Source organism: Bradyrhizobium sp. SZCCHNRI1029, assembly GCF_032487555.1.
Taxonomy (GTDB): Bacteria; Pseudomonadota; Alphaproteobacteria; order Rhizobiales; family Xanthobacteraceae; genus Bradyrhizobium.
This window is the reverse complement of sequence record NZ_JAUEUK010000005.1, coordinates 203,244-226,972: the sequence shown is the minus strand read 5'-3', so window position 1 is coordinate 226,972 and position 23,729 is coordinate 203,244. Positions and strand designations below refer to the sequence as shown.

Sequence of the window (23,729 nt, the reverse complement as noted above, 5' to 3'; positions counted from 1 at the left end):
GTCGCCGGCGACCATTACCGAACGACGCCCCTTGGATGACGTCCGCCCTCACCGCGGTGTCCTCCGAACCTGATCGGTCACACACATGATTGAGTTTCCAAATCACAGCCGCTCCTATGACCGCACGCGACGTGCCGTACGGTTCTGGGGCTATGACAGCGCGATGGAAGCGTCGTTCTTCGTCGACGAGGGTGCGTTGAGACGCCTTCAGCCCGACGCCCGCCCCGACGAGTCGGGCTTTCTGACCGCATTCGATTCCAACCGCGAGCGGATCTGCGCCGCCGCCGCCCGGCTCTATGTCCGCGGCAGCCGGGGCTCCTACGATCTCGTCGCCGCCAATTTCTGAAGGCGATGCCTGCCGGCGATCGGCCAGGCCGGCGGTGATGCGGATCGGCTCTCAGCGATGCTGATGTCTCTCATCTCGAGACTCGTGACCTGACGGAGCCTCTGTCACCTACCTAGGCGGGGAAATCCCGTCCAGTGGAGCGCACTTGAGGATTCTCTAGAGGTCCGCGTGACCCTGCGGGTCGATCAGCCGGTTGATCCGCTGCGCCGCCGCGAGCCCGAAGCGTACCGTCATCAACTTGCGCGTCGGCGCCGGCAATCGGTGCTCAGGCGCCTCGCAGTGCAGGTGGGCGCCATAGGCATCGGCGACGATCAGGCCGGTGTCCTGCGGAAAGATCTCGTACGGCAGATCCTGCGTGAAGGCGAAGAACAGCCGGTCGCAATGGGCACGGTAGTCCTCCCATTTGTGATCCGCGCGCAGATCCTCGACCGACGACTTGATCTCGACGATCCAGATCTCGCCGCGCTCGTTCAGCGCCACCAGGTCGGCGCGACGGCCCGACGGCAGCGGCAGCTCGCTGATGGTGGCAAAGCCGAGCGAGCGCAGCAGGCGCGAGGTGCCGCGCGCGATCGCCAGCGCCGTCTCCGACTGGCGGCGGTCGGTGGGAACGAGGCTGATCCTGGCGGCGGACGATTCCATTGCCGCAGCATAACCGATTCCAGGCGTCGCCCAAGCCCGCCGATCACCCGGGAACCGGAACCTGACGCCGGCCTTCCGCTTAACAAGCCGGCCGCCGGCCGGGCGGCGCAGCGAGGCGCCGTCCATGATCGACGATCTCTGGTACAAGAACGCGGTGTTCTACTGTCTGTCGGTCGGCACCTATATGGACGCCGACGGCGATGGCATCGGCGATTTCAAGGGGCTGACGCGCCGGCTCGACTATCTGCACGGGCTCGGCATCACCGCGATCTGGCTGATGCCGTTCCAGCCCTCGCCGCAGCACGACGACGGCTACGACGTCGCCGACTATTACGGCGTCGACCCGCGCTACGGCACGCTCGGTGATTTCGTCCAGTTCACGCATGGCTGCAAGCAGCGCGGCATCCGGGTGATCATCGACCTCGTCGTCAACCACACCTCCGACCGGCATCCCTGGTTCGTCGACGCCCGCAGCTCGAAGAGCGCCCGCTACCGCGACTGGTATGTCTGGTCGGACAAGAAGCCGGCCAATGCCGACAAGGGGATGGTGTTTCCCGGCGTGCAGAAGTCGACCTGGACCCGCGACAAGGAATCGGGCGCCTGGTACTTCCACCGCTTCTACGACTTCCAGCCCGATCTCAACACCTCCAATCCCGAGGTGCAGGCAGAGATCCTGAAGATCATGGGCTTCTGGATCCAGCTCGGCGTCTCCGGCTTCCGCATGGACGCGGTTCCGTTCGTGATCGCGGCCAAGGGCGCCGATGTCAGGAAGCCGGTCGAGCAGTACGACATGCTCAGGACCTTCCGCGAATTCCTGCAATGGCGCCAGGGCGAAGCGATCATCCTGGCCGAAGCCAACGTGCTGCCGGAAACCGACATGGAGTATTTCGGCGACGACGGCGACCGCATGCACATGATGTTCAACTTCCACGTCAACCAGCATCTGTTCTACGCGCTGGCGGCCTCCGACACGCGGCCGCTGGCCGAGGCGCTTTATCAGACGAAGGCGCGGCCGGCCTCGGCGCAATGGGGCCTGTTCCTGCGCAATCACGACGAGCTCGATCTGGGACGCCTGACCAAGCCGCAGCGCGCGGCGGTGTTCGCGGCGTTCGGCCCGGACAAGAACATGCAGTTGTACGATCGCGGCATTCGGCGGCGGCTGGCGCCGATGCTCGGCGGCGACCGCCGCCGCATCGAGCTCGCCTACAGCCTGATGTTCACCTTGCCCGGCACGCCCGTGATCCGCTATGGCGACGAGCTCGCGATGGGCGACGATCTCAGCCTGGCCGAGCGCAACTGCGCGCGCACCCCGATGCAATGGTCGACCGAGCCGCATGGCGGCTTCACCAAGAGCGACGCGCCGGCGTCTCCGGTGATCGATCACGGCCCCTATGGCTATGATCACATCAACGCCGCCCGGCAGCGGCGTGATCCGAATTCCATGCTGAACTGGACCGAGCGCATCATCCGCATGCGCAAGGAGGTGCCGGAAGTCGGCTGGGGCGATTTCGAGGTGATCGCGACCAGGGATCCGGCCGTGCTGATCATGCGCTACGACTGGCGCAACAACTCGGTGCTGTTCGTGCACAATCTCGACGAGAAGCCGCGGGAGATCAGCTTCGATGCCGGACTGCCGGACGATGGCGGGAAGCTGCTGATCAATCTGCTGTCGGAGGATCACAGCCAGGCCGACGACCGCGGCCGCCACACCCTGGTGCTCGAGCCCTACGGCTACCGCTGGTACCGCGTCGGCGGATTGGACTATCTGCTGCGGCGAAGCGATATCGAGACGAAGAGCCCGGTGAAAAAGCGGCGGAAGGCGCGGCGGCGATCGACGACCAACTGATGACGGGCGTCTTCAAGGAGAACGGCTTCAGCCGCTCGGCTGCGCATCTCGTTCGTGAACGAGGCGCTGAATTTCGACCAACGCCTCCAACGCCATTTCGCAGGAGGTGTCGACGAACTTCTCTCCGCGAGCCGTCAAATTGATGAGGTCTCGCATTTCCGCCTGGAACTGATATCTTGCCAGACTTAAACGATTGTGTGCGGCCGATACGACATCGCGGGTCATTGCCGGAGATTGCGCGATCTCGCCGAGCGCCGGTCGATCATAGAGATAGACCGCGGCAAGGTCGAACGTGTCGCGCGCCGTGTAGGTCGATGCACGATAGATCAACTTTTTCGTCGCAATCTCTGCCGGTCGCTCCGCCGGTATAATCCGGCCGCCGAAGCTCAACGGATACGTCGGATGATCCGTAAAGGTGGGCGCATTCAAGAAATCGATCTCACCTACGTCCCGGAGAATCAGCTTCAGATATTTGCCCGGCCATTGCCACGTATCGCAAAGGGCCTTCGTGACAGGATTCATGTTCGGCGCGAGCCGCTTCAGGGCCGTGCTCGAATCCAGAAAGATGTCGACGTCGTAGCTGATGCGATGATCGAAGCTCTGCGCCAGGGCCGTGCCGCCCCCGAACGTCCACGCCCCAGGGCCGCCCTCCAGGCTATCGAGGGACAGCAGCGCCTTCTGCATGAGGTCTTGCCACCTCGAAGGCCGCCATTTCCCTGACCCATCTCTCATTTTCGGACCCCACAACCTGCCAAGTGTCGATCGCCTTCGATAGTTCTTCGAACGTCACAGCCTTGTCGAGGACGAGATGATGGATCACAGAGGCATCAATTTCGTCAAAGAACGCCTGCACGTGGACACGCCATTTCGGCTCCAGTTTCTCGGCCTTGAGGCAGGCCAGCAACGTCGCCTCGCCAATGCGGACCGGCAGCGGCGTATTGATCGTGGTCACGGCCGCGGTGAGACTGTCAGACGTCGTCGGCGGCAGCGTATTCATCAGTTCGAACTCCCGCGAAGTACCGGTTTCGGAGACCAGTACACGTCATCTCCTTGAAGGCCGAAGATTCCCCGGCATCTGTCGCGCAATATGGCGCCGTTCGGTGGGAACCTCAACAATTCCGGGGACACGGCGGCACGGAAGACCCGAGCAATACGGCTGAAGGCGTCCAGCGAAGCCCTGCGATCGGGCCTCAACGACATCGATTGCGACGCGCCGCCCCCTCGCCGGAGAAGTGGCTACGTCCTCCTGCCGACGACCACGCCCTCATGGCCGCGCAGATCCAGCGTGCCGTCGATGCGCTCGCCGCCGCGGTCGAGCCAGGTCGAGAGCAGGATCTCGCCGGTAAGGCCGCCTGCTTCGATCGCGATGGAAACCGGCTCGCCGCCGAGATTGAGCGCGATGGTCAGCACCTCGCCGTCGTCTTCGCGGCGGTAGAGCAGGAGATCGCCTTGCGCCGCGACCGACCGATAGGACCCGGTGACGAGCACGCGGTGCTGCTTCCGCAGACGAATGAGCGCACGGGTGAGATTGAGGATCGAGCGCCGGTCGGCGGTCAGATTGACGACATTCTCATGCATGTAGTCATCGGCAACCGGCAGCCACGGCGCGGCTTGGCTGAAGCCGGCCTGCGGCAGCGCGCTCCATTGCATCGGGGTGCGGCAGCCGTCGCGGCCGACGCCGATGCCGGGCACGTTCTTCTCGAAGGGATCGCGCACCTGCTCCGGGCTGATGGCGACCTGATGCATCCCGATCTCGTCGCCGTAATACAGCGTCGGCGTGCCGCGCAAGGTCAGCAGCAGCATCGCCGCTACCCGCGCCTGCTCGGGCCCGACACGGCTCGCCACCCGGGGCCGGTCGTGGTTGCCGAGCACCCAGTTGGGCCAGGCGCCCGGTGGCAGCGCGGCTTCGTAGTCGGCGATGATCCTCTCGATCTCGCGCGCATGCCAGGGCGCGGACAGCAGCGCGAAATTGAATGGCAGATGCGCGCCGCCGAGATCCTTGCCGTAATAGGTCATCAGCCGCTCCAGCGGCAGGTAGATCTCGCCGATCAGCACGCGGTCGTCGAATTCGTCGATCACCTGCCGCATCTCGGCGACGACCTCGTGCACGTCCGGCTGGTCGGCGGAGTAGCGCGACAGGATCTGCTCATGCGGCGGCCTTCCGCCGTGATATTCCGGATTGGCGGGGTTGTCGCGAAACTCGGCGTCCTTGATGAGGTGCCAGATCACGTCCACGCGAAAGCCGTCGACGCCCTTGCGCAGCCAGAACCGCATGACGTCATAGATCGCCGCCCGCACCTGCGCATTGCGCCAGTTCAGGTCCGGCTGCTGCGCCAGGAAGGCGTGATAGTAGTACTGCCCGGTCTGGGACTCGAACTGCCAGGCGCTGCCGCCGAACTCGGACAGCCAGTTGTTCGGCGGCCCGCCATCGGCGGCGGGATCGCGCCAGATGTACCAGTCGCGGTGCGGGTCGTCGCGCGAGTGGCACGCCTGCAGAAACCAGGGATGCTGATCGGAGGTGTGGTTCGGCACGAGATCGAGAATGAGCTTGAGGCCGCCGTCATGCGCGGCCTTCACCAGCGCGTCGAAATCCTCCATCGTCCCGAACAGCGGATCGATACCGGTGTAGTCGGCGATGTCGTAGCCGAAATCGGCCATCGGCGAGGTGAAGATCGGCGACAGCCAGATCGCATCGACACCGAGCGTCAAGAGATAGGGCAGGCGATGGATGATGCCGGTGAGGTCGCCGACCCCGTCGCCGTCGCTGTCCTGGAACGAGCGCGGATAGATCTGGTAGAAAATCCCCTCGCGCCACCAGGCGCCCTGCTCCGCCATGTCGACCGCTTTCTGCTCGCAACCTGCGGCCCAACGCAGGAACCGGCGGCAGGTTCACAAGCCCCCGCCTTGGTCACCCTGGCCGGAACGTCGAGCCGTCGCCCGCAGGTGTTTTTCACTTGGCGCATTGCGAAAAATCGGCATGCTGGCGCCATGACCGAGCAGAACCAGACCAGGGCGAAGGCCGGCGCGATGATCGTGCCCGTGACGCCGTTCGAGCAGAACTGCACCATCCTGTGGTGCGAGGCGACGAAGAAGGCGATCGTGATCGATCCCGGCGGCGACGTGCCGAACATCCAGGCGGCGATCGCGCAGGCCAATGTCACCGTGGAGAAGATCTGGCTGACGCATGGCCATATCGATCACGTCGGCGGCGCGGCCGATCTGCGCGATCAGCTGAAGGTGCCGATCGAGGGGCCGCATGTCGCCGACAAATTCCTGCTCGACAACGTCGTCGCCAGTGGCGCGCGCTTCGGCATCACGGGCGTGCGCGACGTGACGCCCGACCGCTGGCTCGAGGAAGGCGATACGGTCGAGATCGGCGAGCTCGTCTTCGACATCCTGCACTGCCCCGGCCATTCGCCGGGCAGTGTCGTGTTCTTCAACAAGGAAATGCGCTTCGCCCATGTCGGCGACGTCTTGTTCAACGGCTCGGTCGGCCGCACCGACCTGCCCGGCGGCAGCCACGACACGCTGATCCGCTCGATCAAGGACAAGCTGCTGCCGCTCGGCGACGACGTCGGCTTCATCTGCGGCCATGGCGCCGGATCGAGCTTCGGCCAGGAGCGGATGACGAACCCGTTCCTGACGGGGACCGTCTGACCCGCGCGTCTCTCGCGCGCGAGCCATGAACGGCTACGGCGCGTCTACTTCAGGCCGGCCGCTTGCAGGGCACGGTCGATCACGGCGGCGACGTTGATGGTCCGGCGCCGCGGCTTGGCGGTCGCGCCACTGCCGTTGATCGAAGATTCGCCGGTCGACGACTCCAGCCGTTTCGGCTCTGGGGGCTTGGAGACGGCCACGGGCTTGGACTCCGGCTTCTGGTCCGGCTTGGGCTTCGCCGCTTTCCGCGACTCGGATGCCGGCGCCTCGGGCGCGACCTTGGGCTGCGGGACCGCAGCGGATGCCGGTGCAGAGAGCAACATGCCGGTCGGCGACATTCGGGGCTCGACCACTTTGATCTCGGCTGGCTTGACGTCGACCGGCTCCGCAGCGGGGGATGGGGCGTCCGCCGCGCGTCGCAAGATCTTGGTCAAGGCCGGCACCGCCGAGATCGGCGACACCTGCGGGATCAGCTTCGTGCTCGGCGACGTCGTGGCCGCCTTGAGCGGACGAATCCAATCGGTGACGCCGAAGAATTTCGCGATGTGATAGGACGAGGAAATGCCGGCCTCGAGCAGGAACGGTCCGGCCTTGCCATAGCGCTTGTCGTTGGCCGCGAGCCCGATCGGCGTGCCATGCGCCATGTTGGAAATCGTGAACGATTCCACGACGGTCTCGCCGTCGGCATTCCACCATTGCTCATGCGGATAGCCGTTCACCTCGGCTGCGGCCATTGGCGCCAACGGCAGATGGTGCAGGTCCAGCCACTGCTTGACGATCTCGCCCGCATTGTCGGGATGCACCGTGTAGTCCGCTGTGCCGTGCCACACCGACAGCTTCGGCCACTTGCCGCGGTGGTTCGAGGCACGGCGAACGAGATCGCCGAGTTCGCCGGCGGGGCGCGCCGGCGGCATCCGCATCTGCAGGATCGCGTCGCGCATGCTGCGCGCGGTGCCGAACGGCAGCCCGGCGATGACGGCGCCGGCAGCGAACAATTCGGGATGCGCGGAGAGCAGCGCCATGGTCATCGCGCCGCCCGCCGACAGGCCGGTGACGTAGATGCGCCTGGGATCGATGGCATAGTCCGCCACCATGCGCGCGATCATCTCACGGATCGAGGCGACCTCGCCCTGGTCGCGCGTGATGTCCTCCGACTGAAACCAGTTGAAGCAGCGCTGCGGATTGTTGACCCGCTGCTGCTCCGGCAACAGCAGCGCGAAGCCGAAATGCTTGGCGAGCGTCGACCAGCCGGCGCCGAGATCGTACTCGGCGGCGCCCTGCCCGCAGCCATGCAGCACGACGACCAGCGGCGCCAGCGGCTGACGCTGCGCCGGCACATGGGCGAACATCTTCAGGCGCCCAGGATTGGTGCCGAAATGCTCGATCTCGATCAGCGGAGTCTCCGGGGCGCGACGCGGCTGACGATGAAAATCGGCAAATCCGGTGATGCTGTTCAGCTCGCGCAGCCGTCGCAAGTACTCAACATTTTCAGCGAGGGACAACGGCAAGCTCCTTAGGCATTCACGTATTCACGTCAGCGGGTAGACAATCCACCATCACCCAGATGGTTGCTGCAGTGCAAAAGAAAAAGCCCGCGAGACTGCGGACCTCAGCAATTTGATTGCGAATTTCGTTCTTGCTGCGATCTAAATGCCACGCCGAGGCGGCACTTCACGCAGCAATCACCGAAACGCGAACCGCGGGGCACGTCAATCGCCGCGAACGTGAGAGCGAGGCGCGCCGCAACCAGCAAGACCCGCACCACGCGCTCGACGGCATCATTCTTCATCACATGGCGAATCGCTCCGCGCGAATGAAGTGTGAGCACCGATCGGCGATCAGTAAACAAACAAATGGCAGCCATGCACCGGTCGCCGTGCGCGGCAAGATGATTGCCTCACACCGAGGCGCCAACTAGCCTGATCGGCAAGCAACAACGAATTCCGCTTGGGAGAAAACACACATGGCGCGGCTCAAATTTGGCGCTTTCCTCGCTCCGCATCATCCGATCGGCGAGCATCCGATGCTGCAATTCCGCCGCGACCTCGATCTGGTTTCTCAGCTCGACGAGCTCGGCTATGACGAGTTCTGGTGCGGCGAGCATCATTCCAGCGGCTGGGAAATGATTGCCTCGCCCGAGATGTTTCTCGCCGCAGCCGGCGAGCGCACCAAGCGCATCAGACTCGGCACCGGCGTCATCTCGCTGCCCTATCATCATCCCTACAACGTCGCGCAGCGGATGGTGCAGCTCGATCACATGACCGGCGGCCGCGCCATCTTCGGCTCGGGCCCGGGCGCGCTCGCCTCCGATGCCCACACGCTCGGCATCGATCCGATGACGCAGCGCGATCGTCAGGACGAGGCGATCGCGATCATCCGTCGCCTGTTCAACGGCGAGCGCGTCACCGCCAAGAGCGACTGGTTCACGATGAATGACGCAGCGCTGCAGATCCTCCCCTTGCAGGAGGAGATGCCGTTCGTCGTGGCATCGCAGATCTCGCCGTCCGGCATGACGCTCGCGGGCAAATACGGCATCGGCATCATCTCGCTCGGCTCGATGTCGACGCAGGGCCTGATGGCGCTGCCGCAGCAATGGGAGTTCGCCGAAGATGCTGCGAAGAAGCACGGCACGAGCGTGAGCCGCGCGAACTGGCGCGTGCTGTTGTCCTGGCACATCGCCGAGACGCGCGAGCAGGCACGCCGCGAGGCGGGCCCCGGGCTGATGCGCTGGCACAACGAGTATACCGTGGGCACCCTGATGCGGCCGGGCCTGAAGCCGTTCTCTTCGCCCGATGAAGCCGTCGACAAGACCGCCTTCGTCGACGGCGCGGCGTCGACGATCGGCACGCCCGACGATCTCGTCAAGACGATCAAGAATTTGATGCAGGTGTCGGGCGGCGTCGGTCACATCATCGGCTTCGTGCACGACTGGGCCAATCCGGAGAACACGCGCCGCAGCTGGGACATGGTCGCGCGCTACGTCGTGCCGGAGATCAACGGCTACATCGACGGGCTGCGCCGCTCGCAGAAATTCGTCATCGAGAACCGCGCCATCTTCGAGCGCGCCGGTCAGGCCGTGATGGCCAAGATCATGGACAACGACAAGGCCGCCGCGGCGCTGTCGCAGACGGGACCCGGCCGCGTCGCGATTCCCGCGGTGAATGCGCCGGACCTGCAGCAGGCCGCGGCGAAGCAGCGGGGGTGACGTCCGCGCTCCGCGTAGCACGGTCATTCCGGGGCAATCGTCAATGCGCCGTTGCGAAGCGGCGGCGCGTTGGCGATTGAACCCGGAATCCCGAGATTGTTGAAATGCCCGCAAGACGACAGCGAGATTCCGGGTTCAAGGCCTGCGGCCTTGCCCCGGAATGACGGTGTGCGGGGCAACGAGGAGGAAGCGCCGTTCGCCGCCCGCCGCGCCTACCTCACCGCCGCGACCAGCTTCCCGCAGTCGGCGATGGTCGCGATCTGCTTCAGTGTCTCGCGGAGCGCCGGCAGGTCGACGGGCTTCTGGAATTGCGGATAGACGACGAGCCCGAGCACGGTCGCGAGCCGGACGTGCTCCTCGCGCGTGGCGTCCTCGGCGCCGCTGATGAAGATCACCGGCGTGCGCGATTTCAGCTCGTTGAGCAGCAGCAGGATATCGGCGCCGCAGCGATCGCCGAGCGACAGATCCAGGGTGATGCAGTCGAAGGTCCGCTGGCGCAGCACCTCCGCCGCAGCCCCGACCGAGGTCACGCAGGTCGCCTCGTAGCCGCACTGCGCGGCGATCTTGCGCAGGATCGACAGATGCACCTCGGCATCCTCGATCACCAGCAACTGATTGCTCATGCCCTTGCCCTCGTTGTCTGCTGACCAGACGTCAGGTCTGGCCGTTGCTAGATGAGGCCGATGGCCGGGTGGTAAACATTTGGCTCCGTGGATTTACGGGTCAAGAGCACGCAGGGGCCGACCTCGGGCGGGGCGGACCGTCCAACGTCGCTTCGGCCAAGTCGACGTATCCCACCAGCAACACCGCGAACTTTTTGGCTCAGCCGATCGCGATGCAATTGCCGCGTTCGATGCAACCGGCGATGGTGCCGCAACCATGTCGAATCGACGTCGCGCGCTAGGGCAAAGCATGACGAAATCTGGAGTAGCGGCGATTGCGTTCGCGTTCGCGAGCATCGCGCTGGCGGGAGCAGCGAAGGCGGCCGACCTGCCGGTGAAGGCACCGCCGGTTGTCGCCGCGCCGTCGTGGACCGGCGTCTATGCCGGCGTGTCGGTCGGCGCCCGCTGGGCGGACAATGATTGGCGGACCAGCGACATCTCCCCGAACTTCGGTGCCGGCGTGTTCGTGCCGACGGCCGGCACCGGCGGGGCGATGGACAGCGTCGCCGCCAGGATCGGCGGCTATCTCGGCGTCAACTGGCAGTTCGCTCCGTCATGGGTGGCTGGCGTCGAGGGCGACTTCGGCTGGGCCGACAACACCAAGCGGGCGAGTGCGCTGCCGGGCACGGCCGGGCTGTTCTTCGGCATCCCGCTGGTCGGCCTTCCGTCCGGCTCAGTGAAGGAAACATGGGACGGCAGCGTGCGCGCCCGTCTGGGTTATCTGATCGCGCCATCTACGCTGGTCTATGGCAGCGGCGGCGTGGCATGGCAGCGCCTCGAGCTGAACGCCAGTTGCACCATCGTTCCCGGCAACCCGTTCTGCTTCGGCAGTCCGCACGATGAGACCTACGCCTCGACCCGGGTCGGATGGACCGTCGGCGGCGGCATCGAGCACATGATCGGCGGCCGCTGGCTGGTGCGGGCCGACTACCGCTACGCCGATTTCGGCACCTGGACTCAGCCCTTCTTCGTCGCCGGCGGCGTCGGGGTCGGGTTCGACGACCGCTTCACCGCGCACGTGACGACGCGAACTCATACGGCGACGATCGGCCTCGCCTACAAGTTCTGAGGCGCGGCTGGTCCTGACGCGCACTGTCATGCGCTCGCCGATGAGAGTGAGCACCGTCAAACCATAGGGCCGGCGAGGCTTGGCTCCAAACTGCCCGGGCGCTACTTTGAGCGGCATGCCTGCTGCCAAACCTCAATGCTTTCCACGGCCGCCCGCCCCCGTGTCTGCTGATGAAATCATCTTCATCAAGGACACGATCAAGCGATTCTATGGCGACGACGCGATCGTGCGCAACTTCGGCCCAGACCCGGCTCGCCTACAGCTGCACGTCGAAACCAGCCGCGACATTGGAGCGGCGAGATATGACTGCCTCGGCGTCTTGATGACCCGAATCGACCGCGATCAGATCGCCCTTGAGGTGACGCGGCGGGGCACACGGATATACGGCCACGCGAAACTCGCCTACCGTCATGGCGTCGCACTTTGAAAATCGGCGCCTTGGGACGAACCGACGCGTGCGCGACGCGGCTACGCGCGCAGCCGAGGACGCATCGGCGCTCGGGTGTCACGAGGATTTTCTTAACCCCGGCCTGCCATGTTCGCCGCCAATCGCGCACGGTCCGCGGGGGACCGCTCGCGCGTAGGATGCGCCAGGCAGCCCGCCGTCTCGACCCGGCAGGTTTTTCCGCGAGAAAGGTCGCAAATGTCGCTCTCCTCAGCCAAGAACTACGCGCTGCGCGCCGAACGTTCGCAGGACCCCAAGGAGGCCGCCGACCTCCTGGCAAAGGCGATCCTGGAGCTGGCGGCCTCGATCGAGGCAACCGACGCCAAGGTGAAGAAGATCAACAAATCGGGCGGCTGATGGACTTGGCTCCAGGTCGGAACGCGTGGCGGCTTCTGCCTGCGGCGAGGCTTGCCCGCCTCGAAAGATGATCCGCTGACCCTGCGCGGATTGACCGCCGAAATCGCGGCATCACCGGCGAGCGACAGCAGGACGTATTGGCGACCGTCGGGGCCGACGGGCAAATCGCTTCCAGCAAAGCGCCTTTGAGAAGGCGAAACCGCACCGCGCCGGCCTGTCGATCACAGGCTCATCACCATGAAGCGGTGCGCGCCGAAAAACTCATTTCACGAAACACCTCAATCACATCATCCCTGTCCAGTCCTGCGCGCAAAAATATTCTGCTTTCGTTTTTCCGAATCAAGCATACCTTAACGCAGTCCCGTCTCGATTAAGAGGGGCGCTTCGCGGTCGTCACGAACGTTGAGGCGGGATGCGGTGGGCGTGTCGATGTCGCAGCGTGGTTATCCCGCGCGGACGAACGGCGGCGATGCGCACGGTCAAGTCGCGTGGTCCTGGCACCCCGATGCTGGTGTTACGCTTGCAGCGGCGCTCACGCGTCGCGCAGGCAACGGTGGCCAAAAAGCCCGGCGCACCGGGGAGAACGCGAAGCAGCCGTGAAAACCATCGCGCGGGGAATGCCGGGATGCCTCGGCTGAACCTGTGGTACCTGCCGCCTGCATTTTTTTCTGCAGGCGGGCCATGGGTGCGGCCAGCGCCCGGCATTCCCCGTGCCCTCTGCTTGGGGGGGCAGCAAGTCCAGCAGGACTCGGACGCATGAAGCGCGTCGCGAGATCGCCAACGCGTGCGATGCAGCACAACTACACCGAGACGAAATAACGCAGCGTATTGCATGATGGCTGCAACCGCCCTTCAATGTGTGCCGGCGCGTCGCCGCGCCCCGCCGCCTCGAAAACGGAGCCTCCTTGATGTCGATGCAAAGTGTGGCCACGCCATCGTTCCGCCTGACCTCGCCGCGGCGCAACTCACTGACCCATATCCCCGGCGACGAAGGCTGGCCGATCATCGGCAAGACATTCGAGACCCTCGCCGACCCCAAGGGTCACGTCGAGCGCAACGCCAGGAAGTATGGCCCCGTCTACCGCACCCACATGTTCGGCGAGGTCAACGTCGTGCTGCTCGGCCCCGAGGCCAACGAGCTGGTGCTGTTCGACCAGGCCAAGCTGTTCTCCTCGGCGCATGGCTGGGGCCACATCCTCAACCTGCTGTTTCCGCGCGGCCTGATGCTGCTCGATTTCGACGAGCACCGCATGCACCGCAAGGCGCTGTCCGTCGCCTTCAAGGCCGGGCCGATGAAGTCCTATCTCGCCGGCCTCGACCGCGGCATCGCCGCGCGCATCGCGCAGTGGAAAGCAAATCCGGGCGAGATGCTGTTCTATCCGGCGATCAAGCAGCTCACGCTCGACCTCGCCGCGACGTCCTTCCTCGGCACCGAGATCGGGCCGGAGGTCGACGCCATCAACCGCGCCTTCGTCGACATGGTCGCGGCCTCGGTGGCGCCGATCCGCAGGCCGCTGCCAGGCACGCAGATGGCGCGCGGGGTCAAGGGCCGGCAGCGCATCGTCGCCTATTTCTCCGAGCAGATCCCGTTGCGACGTGCGAAAGGCGATGGCGACGATCTGTTCTCGCATCTGTGCCGCGCCACCGATGACCACGGCGCGTTGCTGTCGACGCAGGACATCGTCGACCACATGAGCTTCCTGATGATGGCGGCGCACGACACGCTGACCTCGTCGCTGACCTCCTTCGTCGCCCAGCTCGCCGCGCATCCACAGTGGCAGCAGAAGCTGCGCGACGAGGTGACGAGCCTCGGCCTCGCCAAGGACGAACCGATGAACTCGGAGCATCTGGAGAAGATGAAGCTGACCGAGATGGCGTTCCAGGAGACCCTGCGGCTGATGCCGCCGGTGCCGTCGCTGCCGCGCCGGCCGATCCGGGATTTCACCTTCAAGGGCTACGCGATTCCCGCCGGCACCGGCGTCGGCATCAATCCGATGTACACCCATCACATGCCGGAGATCTGGCCCGAGCCGGAGCGGTTCAACCCGATGCGCTTCACCGACGAGGCCCAGCGCGGCCGCCACCGCTTCGCCTGGGTGCCGTTCGGCGGCGGCGCGCACATGTGCCTCGGCCTGCACTTCGCCTACATGCAGGTGAAGTGCTTCGCGCGGCACTTCCTCGCCAACCTTGAGGTCTCTTTCGCCCCCGGCTATCAGCCGAACTGGCAGGTCTGGCCGATCCCGAAACCGCGCGACGGGCTGAAGGTGATGCTGAAGGCGGTGTGACCCGCGCGCATTGATACAGCGAGGGCGCCAAGTATCTTGGTTTGTTGCGGACTCTTTCCCCCTCGTCTTCCTCCTCGTCATGGCCGGGCTTGACCCGGCCATCCATCCTGCTGCAACGCGCGGATGAGAGACGTGGATGTCCGGGCATGACGAAATGTATACTTCGCCGTCCCCTACTCCACCGCATCCCCCAGCAGCTTGCGCATCGCCTGATAGCCCTGCTGCTGCTGGCTCCAGTTGCGGCCGCCGGTGATGGCGCCGTCGATGACGAGATCATGGCCGTTGATGAAGCTCGATTCGTCGCTGGCGAGAAACACTGCAGCGTAGGCGATGTCGTCGGGCAGGCCGGCACGCGGAATCGGCTGCGCCGTGGCATAGGCGTTGCGGATCGTCTCCGGCGTCTTCTCGGCCGCCTCGGTCGACAGGCCCAGCGCCTTGCCGAAGATGCCGGTGGCGATCAGTCCGGGCGAGATCGAGTTGACGCGCACGCCGGACTCGCCGAGCTCCATCGCCACGCATTTCGTCAGATGGATCACCGCCGCCTTCGCCGTGCTGTAGACCACCGAGGTGGAGAAGCCGGCGAGCCGGCCGGCGATCGAGCCGTTGTTGATGATGCTGCCGGAGCCTTGCCGCTTCATGTGGGGCGCGGCGTATTTCATGCCGAGCATGACGCTGCGCACCAGCACCGCCATGGCCTGGTCGAACCGATCGGCGTCGAGGCCTTCGATGCCGCCGGTCTGCGCCGGACCGCCCGCATTGTTGAACACGCAATCGAGCCGGCCAAAGCGCTCGACCGCGCCATCGATCAATGCCCGCATCTGCCCGTCGACCGTGACGTCGGTCTGCCGGAACACGCAGCTCGCGCCGAGCCTGCTCGCCAGCGCCTCGCCCTCGGCGCTGCGCCGGCCCGCGACGACGACCTTCGCCCCCTCGGCTACGAAGATTTCCGCCGTGCGCAGGCCGATGCCGCTGGTCGCGCCCGTGATCACGGCGACCTTGCCCTCCAACCGTCCCATTCCCTGCTCCTTCCTTTGCTGCTGCGTGCTCGTTCTGGGCGGCGGAATAACAAGCGCCTGAGTTCCGCCGCGGAACCATCATCCTGCGCGCCAGGTTGCAACACACGCAAGACGGCCTCCATCAACCGGACAAATTACCGCCACGTCGGCCTTAATTTGGTTGCGCAGTTGAGGCTCATGGATGTCCATGACGCGACTCATCGACGACATCAAGCGGATCTGGCGCGGCGAGCAGCAGCCTTCCCTGACATGGAGCTGCATGTTTGCAGCGATGTGCCTGCTCGCAGCCACGGCGATCCGCTACGGCATGGCGCATCTGCGGCCCGACGTGTTCTTCACGCCCTACCTGCCGGCCGTCTTCTTCGCCACCGCGATGGGCGGATCGGGCGTCGGCCTGGCGACGGCGATCGCAGGCGCGGCGCTCGGCCTGACGCTCGATTTTGGCGGCGGTCCGGCCGATGGCGCCCGGCTCGCGCTGATGGCGATGTATATGGTCGTGGCGCTGCTGGTGATCTGGGGCGTCGATCACTACCGGCGCCTGGCCGCCAAGCAGCGCGAGATCGCCCGGCGGCTCACCCAGGAGGAGCAGTATCGCAAGCTCCTGGTCGACGAGCTGCACCACCGGCTCAAGAACAAGACCTCCACCATTCACGCCGTGCTGCATCAGGTGCTGTACGACCAGCCGCAGGTGTGGAGCCGCATCGACCAGCGCATCCGCGCGCTCGCGACCGCGGACGACCTGATCGCGCGCGCCGACGGACAGGGCTGCGACCTGAAGGATCTGCTGGTCTCGGAGCTCGGGCCATATGGCCATGTCCGCTTCGAGCTCCACGGCCCGCCGCTGTTCCTGCCTGCCAAGCTCGCCGTCAGCCTCGCTTTGATCTTTCACGAGCTTGCGACCAATGCCGGCAAGTACGGCGCCTTTGCCTCGCCGCGCGGCTTCCTTCAGGTGTCATGGACGATGCAGGAGGACCGCCTCCATCTGACCTGGGACGAGGCCGCGGGTCCGCCGATCGGTCCGATCGGCAAGCCCGGTTTCGGAAGCAAATTGCTGAAGTCCGTGCTGTCGTCGTTCGATGGCAGGACCGAGACCAGATTTCTCGAATCCGGCCTTCACTGCACCTTGCAGTGTCGCGTGCCACCAAGCTGAACCGGCTGCCGGACGGCCATTCCTGCCTACCACTTTCGCCGCATGCGCGCGGCCGCGTCGCTGCTCCGATTCAGGAACGGTTAATGACGCCGCGGCACAAAGCTCCGTCATTCCCGAGACTTGGCTCGCGCGTTCCGGGTTTCTACGTAGCGCTTAACTAAAATGAAGCGGGAACTTTGCACAATCGGCGCATGTACAGCAGCGACCGATTCAACTTTTCCCCCGGGCCGAACGAGGGGCTGGGCTCGACCGAGGCCGAGCTGCGCTTCCTGCGCAGCGTCCTCAGCCAGCTGCCGTCGGGCGTCACGGTCCAGGACGAGCACGGTCGCTTTCTGCTGGTCAACGATACGGCCGCCGTCCAGCTCGGCGCCGCCGCCAACAGCATCGACGGCCTCTCGGCGCCGCATCTCCATAACCGGCGCACGGCCTGCCGCGAGATCCTCGGCCGGGGTCGAACGGTGATCGGCGAGGAAAAAGTGGCAGGCGAGCGCGGCGCGCAGACCCTGCTGACCGCGCATCGGCCGGTTCGCATCGGCGACCAGGCCGTCCTCATCTCCAGCTCGGCCGATATCAGCGAGCAGAAGGAGTTCGAGGACCAGCTGTTTCGCGCCGCCTATTACGACGAGTTGACCGGCCTGCCGATGCGCCGCGTGGTCGAGCATCGCGCCGACCTGCTGGTCCGGCGCGGCCGCGTCGACGGACGCTTCGCACTCGCCTTTCTCGACCTCGACAATTTCAAGTACATCAACGACTATTACGGCCACGCCACCGGCGATGCGCTGCTGGTCGAGCTCGCCAAGCGCATCAGCCGCGACCTGCGCGAGTCGGACCTGCTGTCGCGCATCAGCGGCGACGAGTTCCTGCTGCTGCTGCATCCGATCGAGCGCGCCGAGGAGGTCGCCGAATTCCTGCACGCGATGCTGGAACGCCTGAACGCGCCCTTCTTCATCGACGGCGCCGAGGTGTTCGCCTCCGCGTCCGTCGGAGTCAGCCTGTTTCCCGAGCACGGCGCAAGCTACGACGTGCTGCGCCAGAACGCGGATCTGGCGATGTACCGCGTCAAGAACAGCGGCAAGGGCACGCTGGCCTTCTTCTCCAGCGCGATGGAGCACGAGGCGCTGGCGCGCATGAAGGTCGAGCAGTCGCTGCGGCTCGCGATCCTGGAGAAGCGCTTCTGCTGCGCGTTCCAGGCCAAGGTCGACATCCGCACCGAGGAGATCAAGGGCATCGAGGCGCTGGTGCGGCTGCGCGACAATGAAGGCGTGATCCAGGCACCCGGATCGTTCATCAACCTCGCGGTCGAGCTCGGTCTCATCGACGAGCTCGCCCATCTCGTGCTCGACGAGATCGTCAAGTCGATCGACCTGATCAACGACGCGTTTGGGCCGGAGGCGACGATCAGCATCAACGTCGCGGCCAAGCAGGCGTCGAACCCGGACTTCATGCAGCCCTTCGCGCGGGCGATCGAGGCGACGGGCTTCCCCAAGCGGTTCATGATCGAGGTCACCGAGGACGCGTTCGTGACCCGCAGCCATTTCCAGGACGAGATCGTGCCGCTGCTGCGCGGGATCGGCGTCGGCATCTCGATCGATGATTTCGGCATCGGCTATTCGTCGCTGTCGGCACTCGCCGACATCACGGCGGACGAGATCAAGATCGACCGCTCCTTCATCACCGACATTCATAAGCGACCGCGCAGCCAGGGCATCCTGCGTGCTATCGAATCCCTGAGCGAGGCGCTGGGCATGACGGTGATCGCGGAGGGCATCGAGTCGTTCGAGGAGCTCGCCTATCTGCAGGCCGCGACCAAGATCCGCTATGCGCAGGGCTACTACTTCTCGCGTCCGATCTTCCTGGAGGAGCTGAAGCCGGCGGCCCCGCTTGCAAGCGAAGCGCGCATCAGTCTCGCCAGTCGCCCTGTGCAGGAAAATCGCCAGGTCTATGCGCGCAGCAGCCGCTATCGGCGCTGAGCTTTTGGAGGACGACACCCTTCGACCCAAGGTATGAGCCGTCACGGGCTGCCGCCGAAAGCGCCTTGACCCAGGCCGAGCCTGCACACTATCAGTTGCAGGCAACAGCCGCCAGTAGCTGGGAGGAAGGCTCGTGAAGACGTCACATATTCTCAAAGGTATTGTTTCATCATTGACCGCCGCCCTGCTGGCGACCGCCGCCCAGGCCGATGATCTGAAAATCGCTCTCATCTACGGCAAGACCGGCCCGCTCGAGGCCTATGCCAAGCAGACCGAAGCCGGTCTCCGCCTCGGCTTCGAATATGCCACCAAGGGCACCAACATGATCGACGGTCGCAAGATCGTCATCATCACCAAGGACGACCAGGGCAAGCCCGACCTGTCGAAGGCCGCGCTCTCCGAAGCCTATCAGGACGATGGCGCCGACATCGCGATCGGCACGACCTCCTCGGCCGCAGCGCTGGCCGATCTGCCGGTCGCCGAGGAGAACAAGAAGATCCTCATCGTCGAGCCGGCGGTCGCCGACCAGATCACGGGCGAGAAGTGGAACCGCTACATCTTCCGCACCGGCCGCAACTCCTCACAGGACGCGATCTCCAACGCGGTCGCGATCGGCAAGCCCGGCGTCACGGTCGCCACCCTTGCGCAGGACTATGCCTTCGGCCGCGACGGCGTCGCTGCCTTCAAGGAGGCGCTGGCCAAGACCGGCGCGACGCTGGGCGCCGAGGAATATGTGCCGACCAGCACCACCGACTTCACCGCCGTCGGCCAGCGCCTGTTCGACGCGCTGAAGGACAAGCCCGGCAAGAAGATCATCTGGGTGATCTGGGCCGGCGCCGGCGATCCACTGACGAAGCTGCAGGACATGGATCCGAAGCGCTACGGCATAGAGCTGTCGACCGGCGGCAACATCCTGCCGGCGCTTGCCGCCTACAAGCGTCTGCCCGGCATGGAAGGCGCCACCTACTACTATTATGACATTCCCAAGAACCCGGTGAACGACTGGCTGGTGGCCGAGCACCAGAAGCGCTTCAACGCGCCGCCGGACTTCTTCACCGCCGGCGGCTTCTCGGCCGCGATGGCCGTCGTCACCGCCGTAACCAAGGCCAAGTCGACCGACACCGAGAAGCTGATCGCGGCGATGGAGGGCATGGAGTTCGACACGCCGAAGGGCAAGATGATCTTCCGGAAAGAGGATCACCAGGCGCTGCAAAGCATGTATCACTTCCGCGTCAAGGTCGATCCGAACCTTGCCTGGGCCGTCAACGAGCCGGTGCGCGAGATCAAGATCGACGAGATGGCGGTGCCGATCCGCAACAAGCGGTGAGATAATGGATCGCGTGCCCGGCCCTCGCGCCGGGCACATTCTTACTGGCAGTGACAAGCTGGCGACATGGCCCTTACCCTCGAAACCCGCGACCTCACCATCCGTTTCGGCGGTCATGTCGCGGTCAACAGCGTCAGTTGCAGCTTCAGGCCCGGTGAGCTGACCGCCATCGTCGGCCCCAACGGCGCCGGCAAGACCACCTATTTCAATCTGATCTCCGGCCAGCTGACGGCCTCCTCGGGCTCCATCCTGTTCGACGGCCGCGACATCACCGGTCTCTCGGCGCCGCTGCGCACCCGCGCCGGCTTGGGACGCGCGTTCCAGCTCACCAACCTGTTTCCCAATCTCAGCGTCGAGGAGAACGTGCGGCTCGCTGTGCAGGCGCAGAGCGGCGTGCACTATGACCTGCTCCGCCCCTGGATGGCGCGGCGCGACCTGATTGCGCGCGCGGACGCGATCCTCGACCAGGTCGCGCTTGGCGGCCGCCGCAGCGTCACCGCGACGACGCTGTCGCATGGCGACCAGCGCAAGCTCGAAGTCGCGCTGATGATGGCGCTGGAGCCGAAGGTCTTCATGTTCGACGAGCCCACCGCCGGCATGAGCATCGACGAGGTGCCGGTCGTGCTCGACCTCATCGGCAGGCTCAAGCAGGACACGAGCAAGATCATCCTGCTGGTCGAGCACAAGATGGACGTCGTGCGCTCGCTCGCCGACCGCATCATCGTGCTGCACAACGGACAGCTGGTCGCCGACGGTCCGCCCGCGGAGGTCATCGCCTCGCCAATCGTGCAGGAAGCCTACCTTGGCGTGGCGCCGCGGAGTGCGGCATGAGCACGCTACTGAAGCTTGCGGGCGTCGAGACCTATATCGGACGCTATCACATCCTGCAGCGCGTCGACTTCGAGGTGCCCGAGGGCCAGACCACGATGCTGCTCGGCCGCAACGGCGCCGGCAAGACCACGACCTTGCGCACCATCATGGGCCTCTGGCAGGCCAGGAACGGCACCATCTCACTCGCCGGCGAGCCGATCGAGAGGCTGGCAACGCCCGACATCGCGCAGCGCGGCGTCGGCTACGTGCCCGAGAGCATGGCCGTGTTCTCCGACCTCACGGTGAAGGAGAACCTGATCCTGGCGGCGCGCAACGGCCCGCTCGACGATGCCCAGCTCGCCTGGATCTTCGGCTTCTTTCCCGCCTTGAAGAAGTTCTGGCTGTCGCGCGCCGGCAGCCTGTCCGGCGGCCAGAAGCAGATGCTGTCGATCGCCCGCGCCATCGTCGAGCCGCGCAAGCTGCTCCTCATCGACGAGCCCACCAAGGGCCTGGCGCCGGCGATCGTGGTGTCGCTGATCGAATGCCTCAAGGAGATCAAGCGCCGTGGCGCAACCATTCTCCTCGTTGAACAGAATTTCCACGCCGCGCGCGAGCTCGGCGACCAGGTGCTTGTGATGGACAATGGCACCATCGTCCATCGCGGCGAGATGGCCGCGCTCGCGGCCGACGTGCCGTTGCAGGAGCGCCTGCTCGGCCTCAGCCTGGAGGCGCATCAATGAGCGAGATCGCTGCGACCGAGGCACTGCCGAAACCGAAGCGCGACATCGCGCCGCTGCTGCTGCCGGTCGTGCTGGCGCTCCTGATGATCCCGCTGGTCGGGTCAGCGAGCTCCTGGGTGACCCTGACGGTCGCGAGCCTCGCGATGGGCATGATGATCTTCATCATGGCCTCGGGCCTGACGCTCGTCTTCGGCCTGATGGACGTGCTCAATTTCGGCCACGGTGCCTTCATCGCCGTCGGCGCCTACGTTGCGACGCTGGTGCTGCTGCCACTGGCGGGCTGGGCCCAGTCCGACTCGCTGCTGACCAACCTTGCCGTCCTCGTTCCGGCGGCGCTGCTGTCGATGGGCGTGACCGGCGCACTCGGCCTCGTGGTCGAGCGCGTGCTGGTGCTGCCGGTCTACGGCCAGCACCTCAAGCAGATCCTGATGACCACCGGCGGACTCATCGTCGCCGAGCAGACGCTGTATGCGCTGTTCGGTCCGCAGATCATTCCCATGCCGCTGCCCGCGGCGTTGCGCGGGTCTTTCATCATCGGCGACGTCGCGATCTCGAAATACCGGCTGCTGGCCATGCTCGTCGGCTTCGCGATCTTCGTCGCCATCGAGCTGGTGCTGAACCGGACCAAGATCGGCCTGTTGATCCGCGCCGGTGTCGAAAACCGCGAGATGGTCGAGGCGCTCGGCTATCGCATCCGCCGGCTGTTCCTCGGCGTGTTCATGACCGGCTCGGCGCTGGCCGGCCTCGGCGGCGTGATGTGGGGGCTGTATCGCGAGCAGGTGCATGCCTCGATCGGCGACGAGCTCACCGTGCTGGTGTTCATCGTCGTGATCATCGGCGGGCTCGGCTCGATCACCGGCTGCTTCATCGGCGCGGTCCTGGTTGCGATGGTCGCCAACTATGGCGGCTTCCTGGTGCCCAAGCTCGCCCTCGTCTCCAACATCCTGCTGATGGTCGCCGTGCTGATGTGGCGGCCGCGCGGTCTCTATGCGGTGACCAGCCGATGATGATCCTGTCCGGCGATCCGCCCCGCAGCCGCGCGCTGTCCATCCTGCTCACCGTCATCATCCTGGCGCTGCTGGCGACGCCCTTCATCTTCCCCGGCGCCAAGGCGCTCAACGTCGCCGCCAAGATCTGCATCTTTGCCGCGCTGGTCGCCTCCTACGATCTGCTGCTCGGCTATACCGGCTCGGTGTCGTTCGCGCATACGATGTTCTACGGCATTGGCTCCTACGCGGTCGCGATCGCGCTCTATGGCCTCGGTCCCAACTGGTCATCGGTGGCAATTGCCGCCGCCGCCGGGTTGCCGCTCGCGCTGCTGCTGGCGCTCGCGATCGGCCTGTTCTCGCTGCGGGTCGAGGCGATCTTCTTTGCCATGATCACGCTCGCGGTCGCCTCGGCCTTCCTGGTGCTGGCATCGCAATTGTCGTGGCTGACGGGCGGCGAGGACGGCCGCAGCTTCCAGCTGCCCGAGCTATTGCGCCCGGGCACGGTGTTCATCGGCAAGGACTGGTTCGGCTTCCCGATCAACGGTCGCATCCTGACCTATTACCTGGTGCTGTCGGCCTGCGCGCTGATGATCCTGGCCCTGCTGCGCGTCGTCAACTCGCCGTTCGGCCGCGTGCTGCAGGCGATCCGCGAGAACCGCTTCCGCGCCGAGGCGCTCGGCTATCGCACGGTCTTTCATCTCACCTATGCCAACTGCATCGCAGCCATGATCGCGGCCTGCGCGGGGATGCTGAACGCACTCTGGCTGCGCTATGCCGGCCCCGACACGTCGCTCAGCTTCTCGATCATGCTCGACATCCTGCTGATGGTCGTGATCGGCGGCATGGGCACGATCTACGGCGCCATCATTGGGGCTGCCATCTTCATCCTGGCGCAGAATTATCTGCAGGCCCTGATGGGGATCGCTTCGACCGCGGCGGCGGACGCCGGACTGCCGCTGCTGCCCGGCCTGCTGCACCCCGACCGCTGGCTGCTGTGGCTCGGCCTCCTGTTCATCGCCAGCGTCTATTTCTTTCCGACCGGCGTCGTCGGCCGCCTTCGCAACAAGCCGGGCGCGGCGCGCTGAGCTGCAAGTACCCCCGAAATTCTGCGCGGCGGCGCCGGAGCAGCCTAGGCCGCACGGTATCCACATGCGGAAATTATCGTTTGCCGCGAAGTTTCGACGCGCGCTTAAGCGACGGCTAACCGCATTTCCTA

At 65.3% G+C, this 23,729-nt stretch carries 23 protein-coding genes; 16 read left to right on the top strand and 7 right to left on the bottom strand.

Annotation, left to right across the window (positions count from 1 at the left end):
- The first annotated feature begins 85 nt into the window (after nucleotides 1-85).
- Nucleotides 86-346 (top strand): DUF1488 domain-containing protein, encoded by a 261-nt coding sequence (locus QW861_RS16105; RefSeq protein ID WP_315715133.1) that lies wholly within the window; start codon nucleotides 86-88, stop codon nucleotides 344-346.
- 156 nt (nucleotides 347-502) lie between these two features.
- Here the strand turns inward: QW861_RS16105 and QW861_RS16100 are convergent, their stop codons facing one another.
- The gene (locus QW861_RS16100; protein ID WP_316193264.1) at nucleotides 503-985 is read right to left on the bottom strand and encodes an MmcB family DNA repair protein; all 483 of its coding nucleotides are present in this window, start codon (nucleotides 983-985) and stop codon (nucleotides 503-505) included.
- A gap of 124 nt (nucleotides 986-1,109) precedes the next feature.
- Here QW861_RS16100 and QW861_RS16095 point away from each other — a divergent pair, with 124 nt between their 5' ends.
- Nucleotides 1,110-2,831 (top strand): alpha-amylase family protein, encoded by a 1,722-nt coding sequence (locus QW861_RS16095; RefSeq protein WP_315751893.1) that lies wholly within the window; start codon nucleotides 1,110-1,112, stop codon nucleotides 2,829-2,831.
- A gap of 27 nt (nucleotides 2,832-2,858) precedes the next feature.
- Here the strand turns inward: QW861_RS16095 and QW861_RS16090 are convergent, their stop codons facing one another.
- The 3 genes from QW861_RS16090 to QW861_RS16080 all read right to left on the bottom strand — a co-directional run bounded on the left by QW861_RS16090 (nucleotide 2,859) and on the right by QW861_RS16080 (nucleotide 5,666).
- Nucleotides 2,859-3,515, bottom strand: coding sequence for a nucleotidyl transferase AbiEii/AbiGii toxin family protein (locus QW861_RS16090; protein WP_315715130.1), 657 nt, complete (start codon nucleotides 3,513-3,515; stop codon nucleotides 2,859-2,861).
- On the bottom strand, nucleotides 3,487-3,828 hold the full coding sequence (locus QW861_RS16085) for a hypothetical protein (RefSeq protein ID WP_315715129.1): 342 nt from the start codon (nucleotides 3,826-3,828) through the stop codon (nucleotides 3,487-3,489). Before QW861_RS16085 ends, QW861_RS16090 begins: the two co-directional genes overlap by 29 nt.
- 239 nt (nucleotides 3,829-4,067) lie before the next feature.
- Nucleotides 4,068-5,666 carry an alpha-amylase family glycosyl hydrolase gene (locus tag QW861_RS16080; protein ID WP_315751892.1) on the bottom strand — a complete coding sequence of 533 codons (1,599 nt, stop codon included), beginning with the start codon at nucleotides 5,664-5,666 and terminating at the stop codon, nucleotides 4,068-4,070.
- A 153-nt stretch (nucleotides 5,667-5,819) separates the two neighbouring features.
- Here QW861_RS16080 and QW861_RS16075 point away from each other — a divergent pair, with 153 nt between their 5' ends.
- Nucleotides 5,820-6,488, top strand: a complete 669-nt coding sequence (locus tag QW861_RS16075; RefSeq protein WP_315751891.1) for an MBL fold metallo-hydrolase — start codon at nucleotides 5,820-5,822, stop codon at nucleotides 6,486-6,488.
- 44 nt (nucleotides 6,489-6,532) lie between these two features.
- On the opposite strand, the gene QW861_RS16070 is transcribed toward QW861_RS16075, so the two are convergent.
- Nucleotides 6,533-7,990 (bottom strand): PHB depolymerase family esterase, encoded by a 1,458-nt coding sequence (locus QW861_RS16070; RefSeq protein WP_315751890.1) that lies wholly within the window; start codon nucleotides 7,988-7,990, stop codon nucleotides 6,533-6,535.
- A 134-nt stretch (nucleotides 7,991-8,124) separates the two neighbouring features.
- Between QW861_RS16070 and QW861_RS16065 the strand changes: the two genes are divergently transcribed.
- Nucleotides 8,125-8,406, top strand: a complete 282-nt coding sequence (locus QW861_RS16065) for a hypothetical protein (RefSeq protein WP_315751889.1) — start codon at nucleotides 8,125-8,127, stop codon at nucleotides 8,404-8,406.
- 45 nt (nucleotides 8,407-8,451) lie between these two features.
- Nucleotides 8,452-9,693 (top strand): LLM class flavin-dependent oxidoreductase, encoded by a 1,242-nt coding sequence (locus tag QW861_RS16060; RefSeq protein ID WP_315751888.1) that lies wholly within the window; start codon nucleotides 8,452-8,454, stop codon nucleotides 9,691-9,693.
- Nucleotides 9,694-9,905: 212 nt separating this feature from the next.
- On the opposite strand, the gene QW861_RS16055 is transcribed toward QW861_RS16060, so the two are convergent.
- Nucleotides 9,906-10,316, bottom strand: coding sequence for a response regulator (locus tag QW861_RS16055; RefSeq protein ID WP_315751887.1), 411 nt, complete (start codon nucleotides 10,314-10,316; stop codon nucleotides 9,906-9,908).
- Nucleotides 10,317-10,605: 289 nt separating this feature from the next.
- Between QW861_RS16055 and QW861_RS16050 the strand changes: the two genes are divergently transcribed.
- The 4 genes from QW861_RS16050 to QW861_RS16035 all read left to right on the top strand — a co-directional run bounded on the left by QW861_RS16050 (nucleotide 10,606) and on the right by QW861_RS16035 (nucleotide 14,511).
- On the top strand, nucleotides 10,606-11,424 hold the full coding sequence (locus QW861_RS16050) for an outer membrane protein (RefSeq protein ID WP_315751886.1): 819 nt from the start codon (nucleotides 10,606-10,608) through the stop codon (nucleotides 11,422-11,424).
- Between the two features lie 115 nt (nucleotides 11,425-11,539).
- Nucleotides 11,540-11,851, top strand: coding sequence for a hypothetical protein (locus tag QW861_RS16045; protein ID WP_315715122.1), 312 nt, complete (start codon nucleotides 11,540-11,542; stop codon nucleotides 11,849-11,851).
- Between the two features lie 216 nt (nucleotides 11,852-12,067).
- Complete coding sequence (locus QW861_RS16040) at nucleotides 12,068-12,226, top strand: hypothetical protein (RefSeq protein WP_213737209.1); 159 nt, start codon at nucleotides 12,068-12,070, stop codon at nucleotides 12,224-12,226.
- 908 nt (nucleotides 12,227-13,134) lie between these two features.
- Nucleotides 13,135-14,511, top strand: coding sequence for a cytochrome P450 (locus tag QW861_RS16035; RefSeq protein WP_315751885.1), 1,377 nt, complete (start codon nucleotides 13,135-13,137; stop codon nucleotides 14,509-14,511).
- 173 nt (nucleotides 14,512-14,684) lie between these two features.
- On the opposite strand, the gene QW861_RS16030 is transcribed toward QW861_RS16035, so the two are convergent.
- Complete coding sequence (locus QW861_RS16030; RefSeq protein ID WP_315715120.1) at nucleotides 14,685-15,527, bottom strand: glucose 1-dehydrogenase; 843 nt, start codon at nucleotides 15,525-15,527, stop codon at nucleotides 14,685-14,687.
- A gap of 181 nt (nucleotides 15,528-15,708) precedes the next feature.
- Here QW861_RS16030 and QW861_RS16025 point away from each other — a divergent pair, with 181 nt between their 5' ends.
- The 7 genes from QW861_RS16025 (at nucleotide 15,709) to QW861_RS15995 (ending at nucleotide 23,598) form a co-directional block, all read left to right on the top strand.
- Entirely contained in the window at nucleotides 15,709-16,677 is a 969-nt protein-coding gene (locus QW861_RS16025) for a sensor histidine kinase (protein ID WP_315715119.1), read from the top strand.
- A 191-nt stretch (nucleotides 16,678-16,868) separates the two neighbouring features.
- The gene (locus tag QW861_RS16020; RefSeq protein WP_315751884.1) at nucleotides 16,869-18,647 is read left to right on the top strand and encodes a putative bifunctional diguanylate cyclase/phosphodiesterase; all 1,779 of its coding nucleotides are present in this window, start codon (nucleotides 16,869-16,871) and stop codon (nucleotides 18,645-18,647) included.
- A 133-nt stretch (nucleotides 18,648-18,780) separates the two neighbouring features.
- The gene (locus tag QW861_RS16015) at nucleotides 18,781-19,974 is read left to right on the top strand and encodes a substrate-binding domain-containing protein (RefSeq protein WP_315715117.1); all 1,194 of its coding nucleotides are present in this window, start codon (nucleotides 18,781-18,783) and stop codon (nucleotides 19,972-19,974) included.
- A 66-nt stretch (nucleotides 19,975-20,040) separates the two neighbouring features.
- The gene (locus QW861_RS16010; RefSeq protein ID WP_315751883.1) at nucleotides 20,041-20,805 is read left to right on the top strand and encodes an ABC transporter ATP-binding protein; all 765 of its coding nucleotides are present in this window, start codon (nucleotides 20,041-20,043) and stop codon (nucleotides 20,803-20,805) included.
- Nucleotides 20,802-21,524 carry an ABC transporter ATP-binding protein gene (locus QW861_RS16005; protein ID WP_315715115.1) on the top strand — a complete coding sequence of 241 codons (723 nt, stop codon included), beginning with the start codon at nucleotides 20,802-20,804 and terminating at the stop codon, nucleotides 21,522-21,524. The genes QW861_RS16010 and QW861_RS16005 overlap by 4 nt, the downstream gene beginning before the upstream one ends.
- Nucleotides 21,521-22,531, top strand: coding sequence for a branched-chain amino acid ABC transporter permease (locus tag QW861_RS16000; RefSeq protein ID WP_315715114.1), 1,011 nt, complete (start codon nucleotides 21,521-21,523; stop codon nucleotides 22,529-22,531). The genes QW861_RS16005 and QW861_RS16000 overlap by 4 nt, the downstream gene beginning before the upstream one ends.
- Nucleotides 22,528-23,598 carry a branched-chain amino acid ABC transporter permease gene (locus QW861_RS15995; protein ID WP_315715113.1) on the top strand — a complete coding sequence of 357 codons (1,071 nt, stop codon included), beginning with the start codon at nucleotides 22,528-22,530 and terminating at the stop codon, nucleotides 23,596-23,598. Before QW861_RS16000 ends, QW861_RS15995 begins: the two co-directional genes overlap by 4 nt.
- Nucleotides 23,599-23,729 lie beyond the last annotated feature (131 nt).

Coding starts and splice junctions, on each gene's coding strand:
- QW861_RS16105 (WP_315715133.1), top strand. CDS start 86: ATGATTGAGTTTCCAAATCACAGCCGCTCCTATGACCGCACGCGACGT.
- QW861_RS16100 (WP_316193264.1), bottom strand. CDS start 985: ATGGAATCGTCCGCCGCCAGGATCAGCCTCGTTCCCACCGACCGCCGC.
- QW861_RS16095 (WP_315751893.1), top strand. CDS start 1,110: ATGATCGACGATCTCTGGTACAAGAACGCGGTGTTCTACTGTCTGTCG.
- QW861_RS16090 (WP_315715130.1), bottom strand. CDS start 3,515: ATGCAGAAGGCGCTGCTGTCCCTCGATAGCCTGGAGGGCGGCCCTGGG.
- QW861_RS16085 (WP_315715129.1), bottom strand. CDS start 3,828: ATGAATACGCTGCCGCCGACGACGTCTGACAGTCTCACCGCGGCCGTG.
- QW861_RS16080 (WP_315751892.1), bottom strand. CDS start 5,666: ATGGCGGAGCAGGGCGCCTGGTGGCGCGAGGGGATTTTCTACCAGATC.
- QW861_RS16075 (WP_315751891.1), top strand. CDS start 5,820: ATGACCGAGCAGAACCAGACCAGGGCGAAGGCCGGCGCGATGATCGTG.
- QW861_RS16060 (WP_315751888.1), top strand. CDS start 8,452: ATGGCGCGGCTCAAATTTGGCGCTTTCCTCGCTCCGCATCATCCGATC.
- QW861_RS16055 (WP_315751887.1), bottom strand. CDS start 10,316: ATGAGCAATCAGTTGCTGGTGATCGAGGATGCCGAGGTGCATCTGTCG.
- QW861_RS16050 (WP_315751886.1), top strand. CDS start 10,606: ATGACGAAATCTGGAGTAGCGGCGATTGCGTTCGCGTTCGCGAGCATC.
- QW861_RS16045 (WP_315715122.1), top strand. CDS start 11,540: ATGCCTGCTGCCAAACCTCAATGCTTTCCACGGCCGCCCGCCCCCGTG.
- QW861_RS16040 (WP_213737209.1), top strand. CDS start 12,068: ATGTCGCTCTCCTCAGCCAAGAACTACGCGCTGCGCGCCGAACGTTCG.
- QW861_RS16035 (WP_315751885.1), top strand. CDS start 13,135: ATGTCGATGCAAAGTGTGGCCACGCCATCGTTCCGCCTGACCTCGCCG.
- QW861_RS16030 (WP_315715120.1), bottom strand. CDS start 15,527: ATGGGACGGTTGGAGGGCAAGGTCGCCGTGATCACGGGCGCGACCAGC.
- QW861_RS16025 (WP_315715119.1), top strand. CDS start 15,709: ATGTCCATGACGCGACTCATCGACGACATCAAGCGGATCTGGCGCGGC.
- QW861_RS16020 (WP_315751884.1), top strand. CDS start 16,869: ATGTACAGCAGCGACCGATTCAACTTTTCCCCCGGGCCGAACGAGGGG.
- QW861_RS16010 (WP_315751883.1), top strand. CDS start 20,041: ATGGCCCTTACCCTCGAAACCCGCGACCTCACCATCCGTTTCGGCGGT.
- QW861_RS16005 (WP_315715115.1), top strand. CDS start 20,802: ATGAGCACGCTACTGAAGCTTGCGGGCGTCGAGACCTATATCGGACGC.
- QW861_RS16000 (WP_315715114.1), top strand. CDS start 21,521: ATGAGCGAGATCGCTGCGACCGAGGCACTGCCGAAACCGAAGCGCGAC.
- QW861_RS15995 (WP_315715113.1), top strand. CDS start 22,528: ATGATGATCCTGTCCGGCGATCCGCCCCGCAGCCGCGCGCTGTCCATC.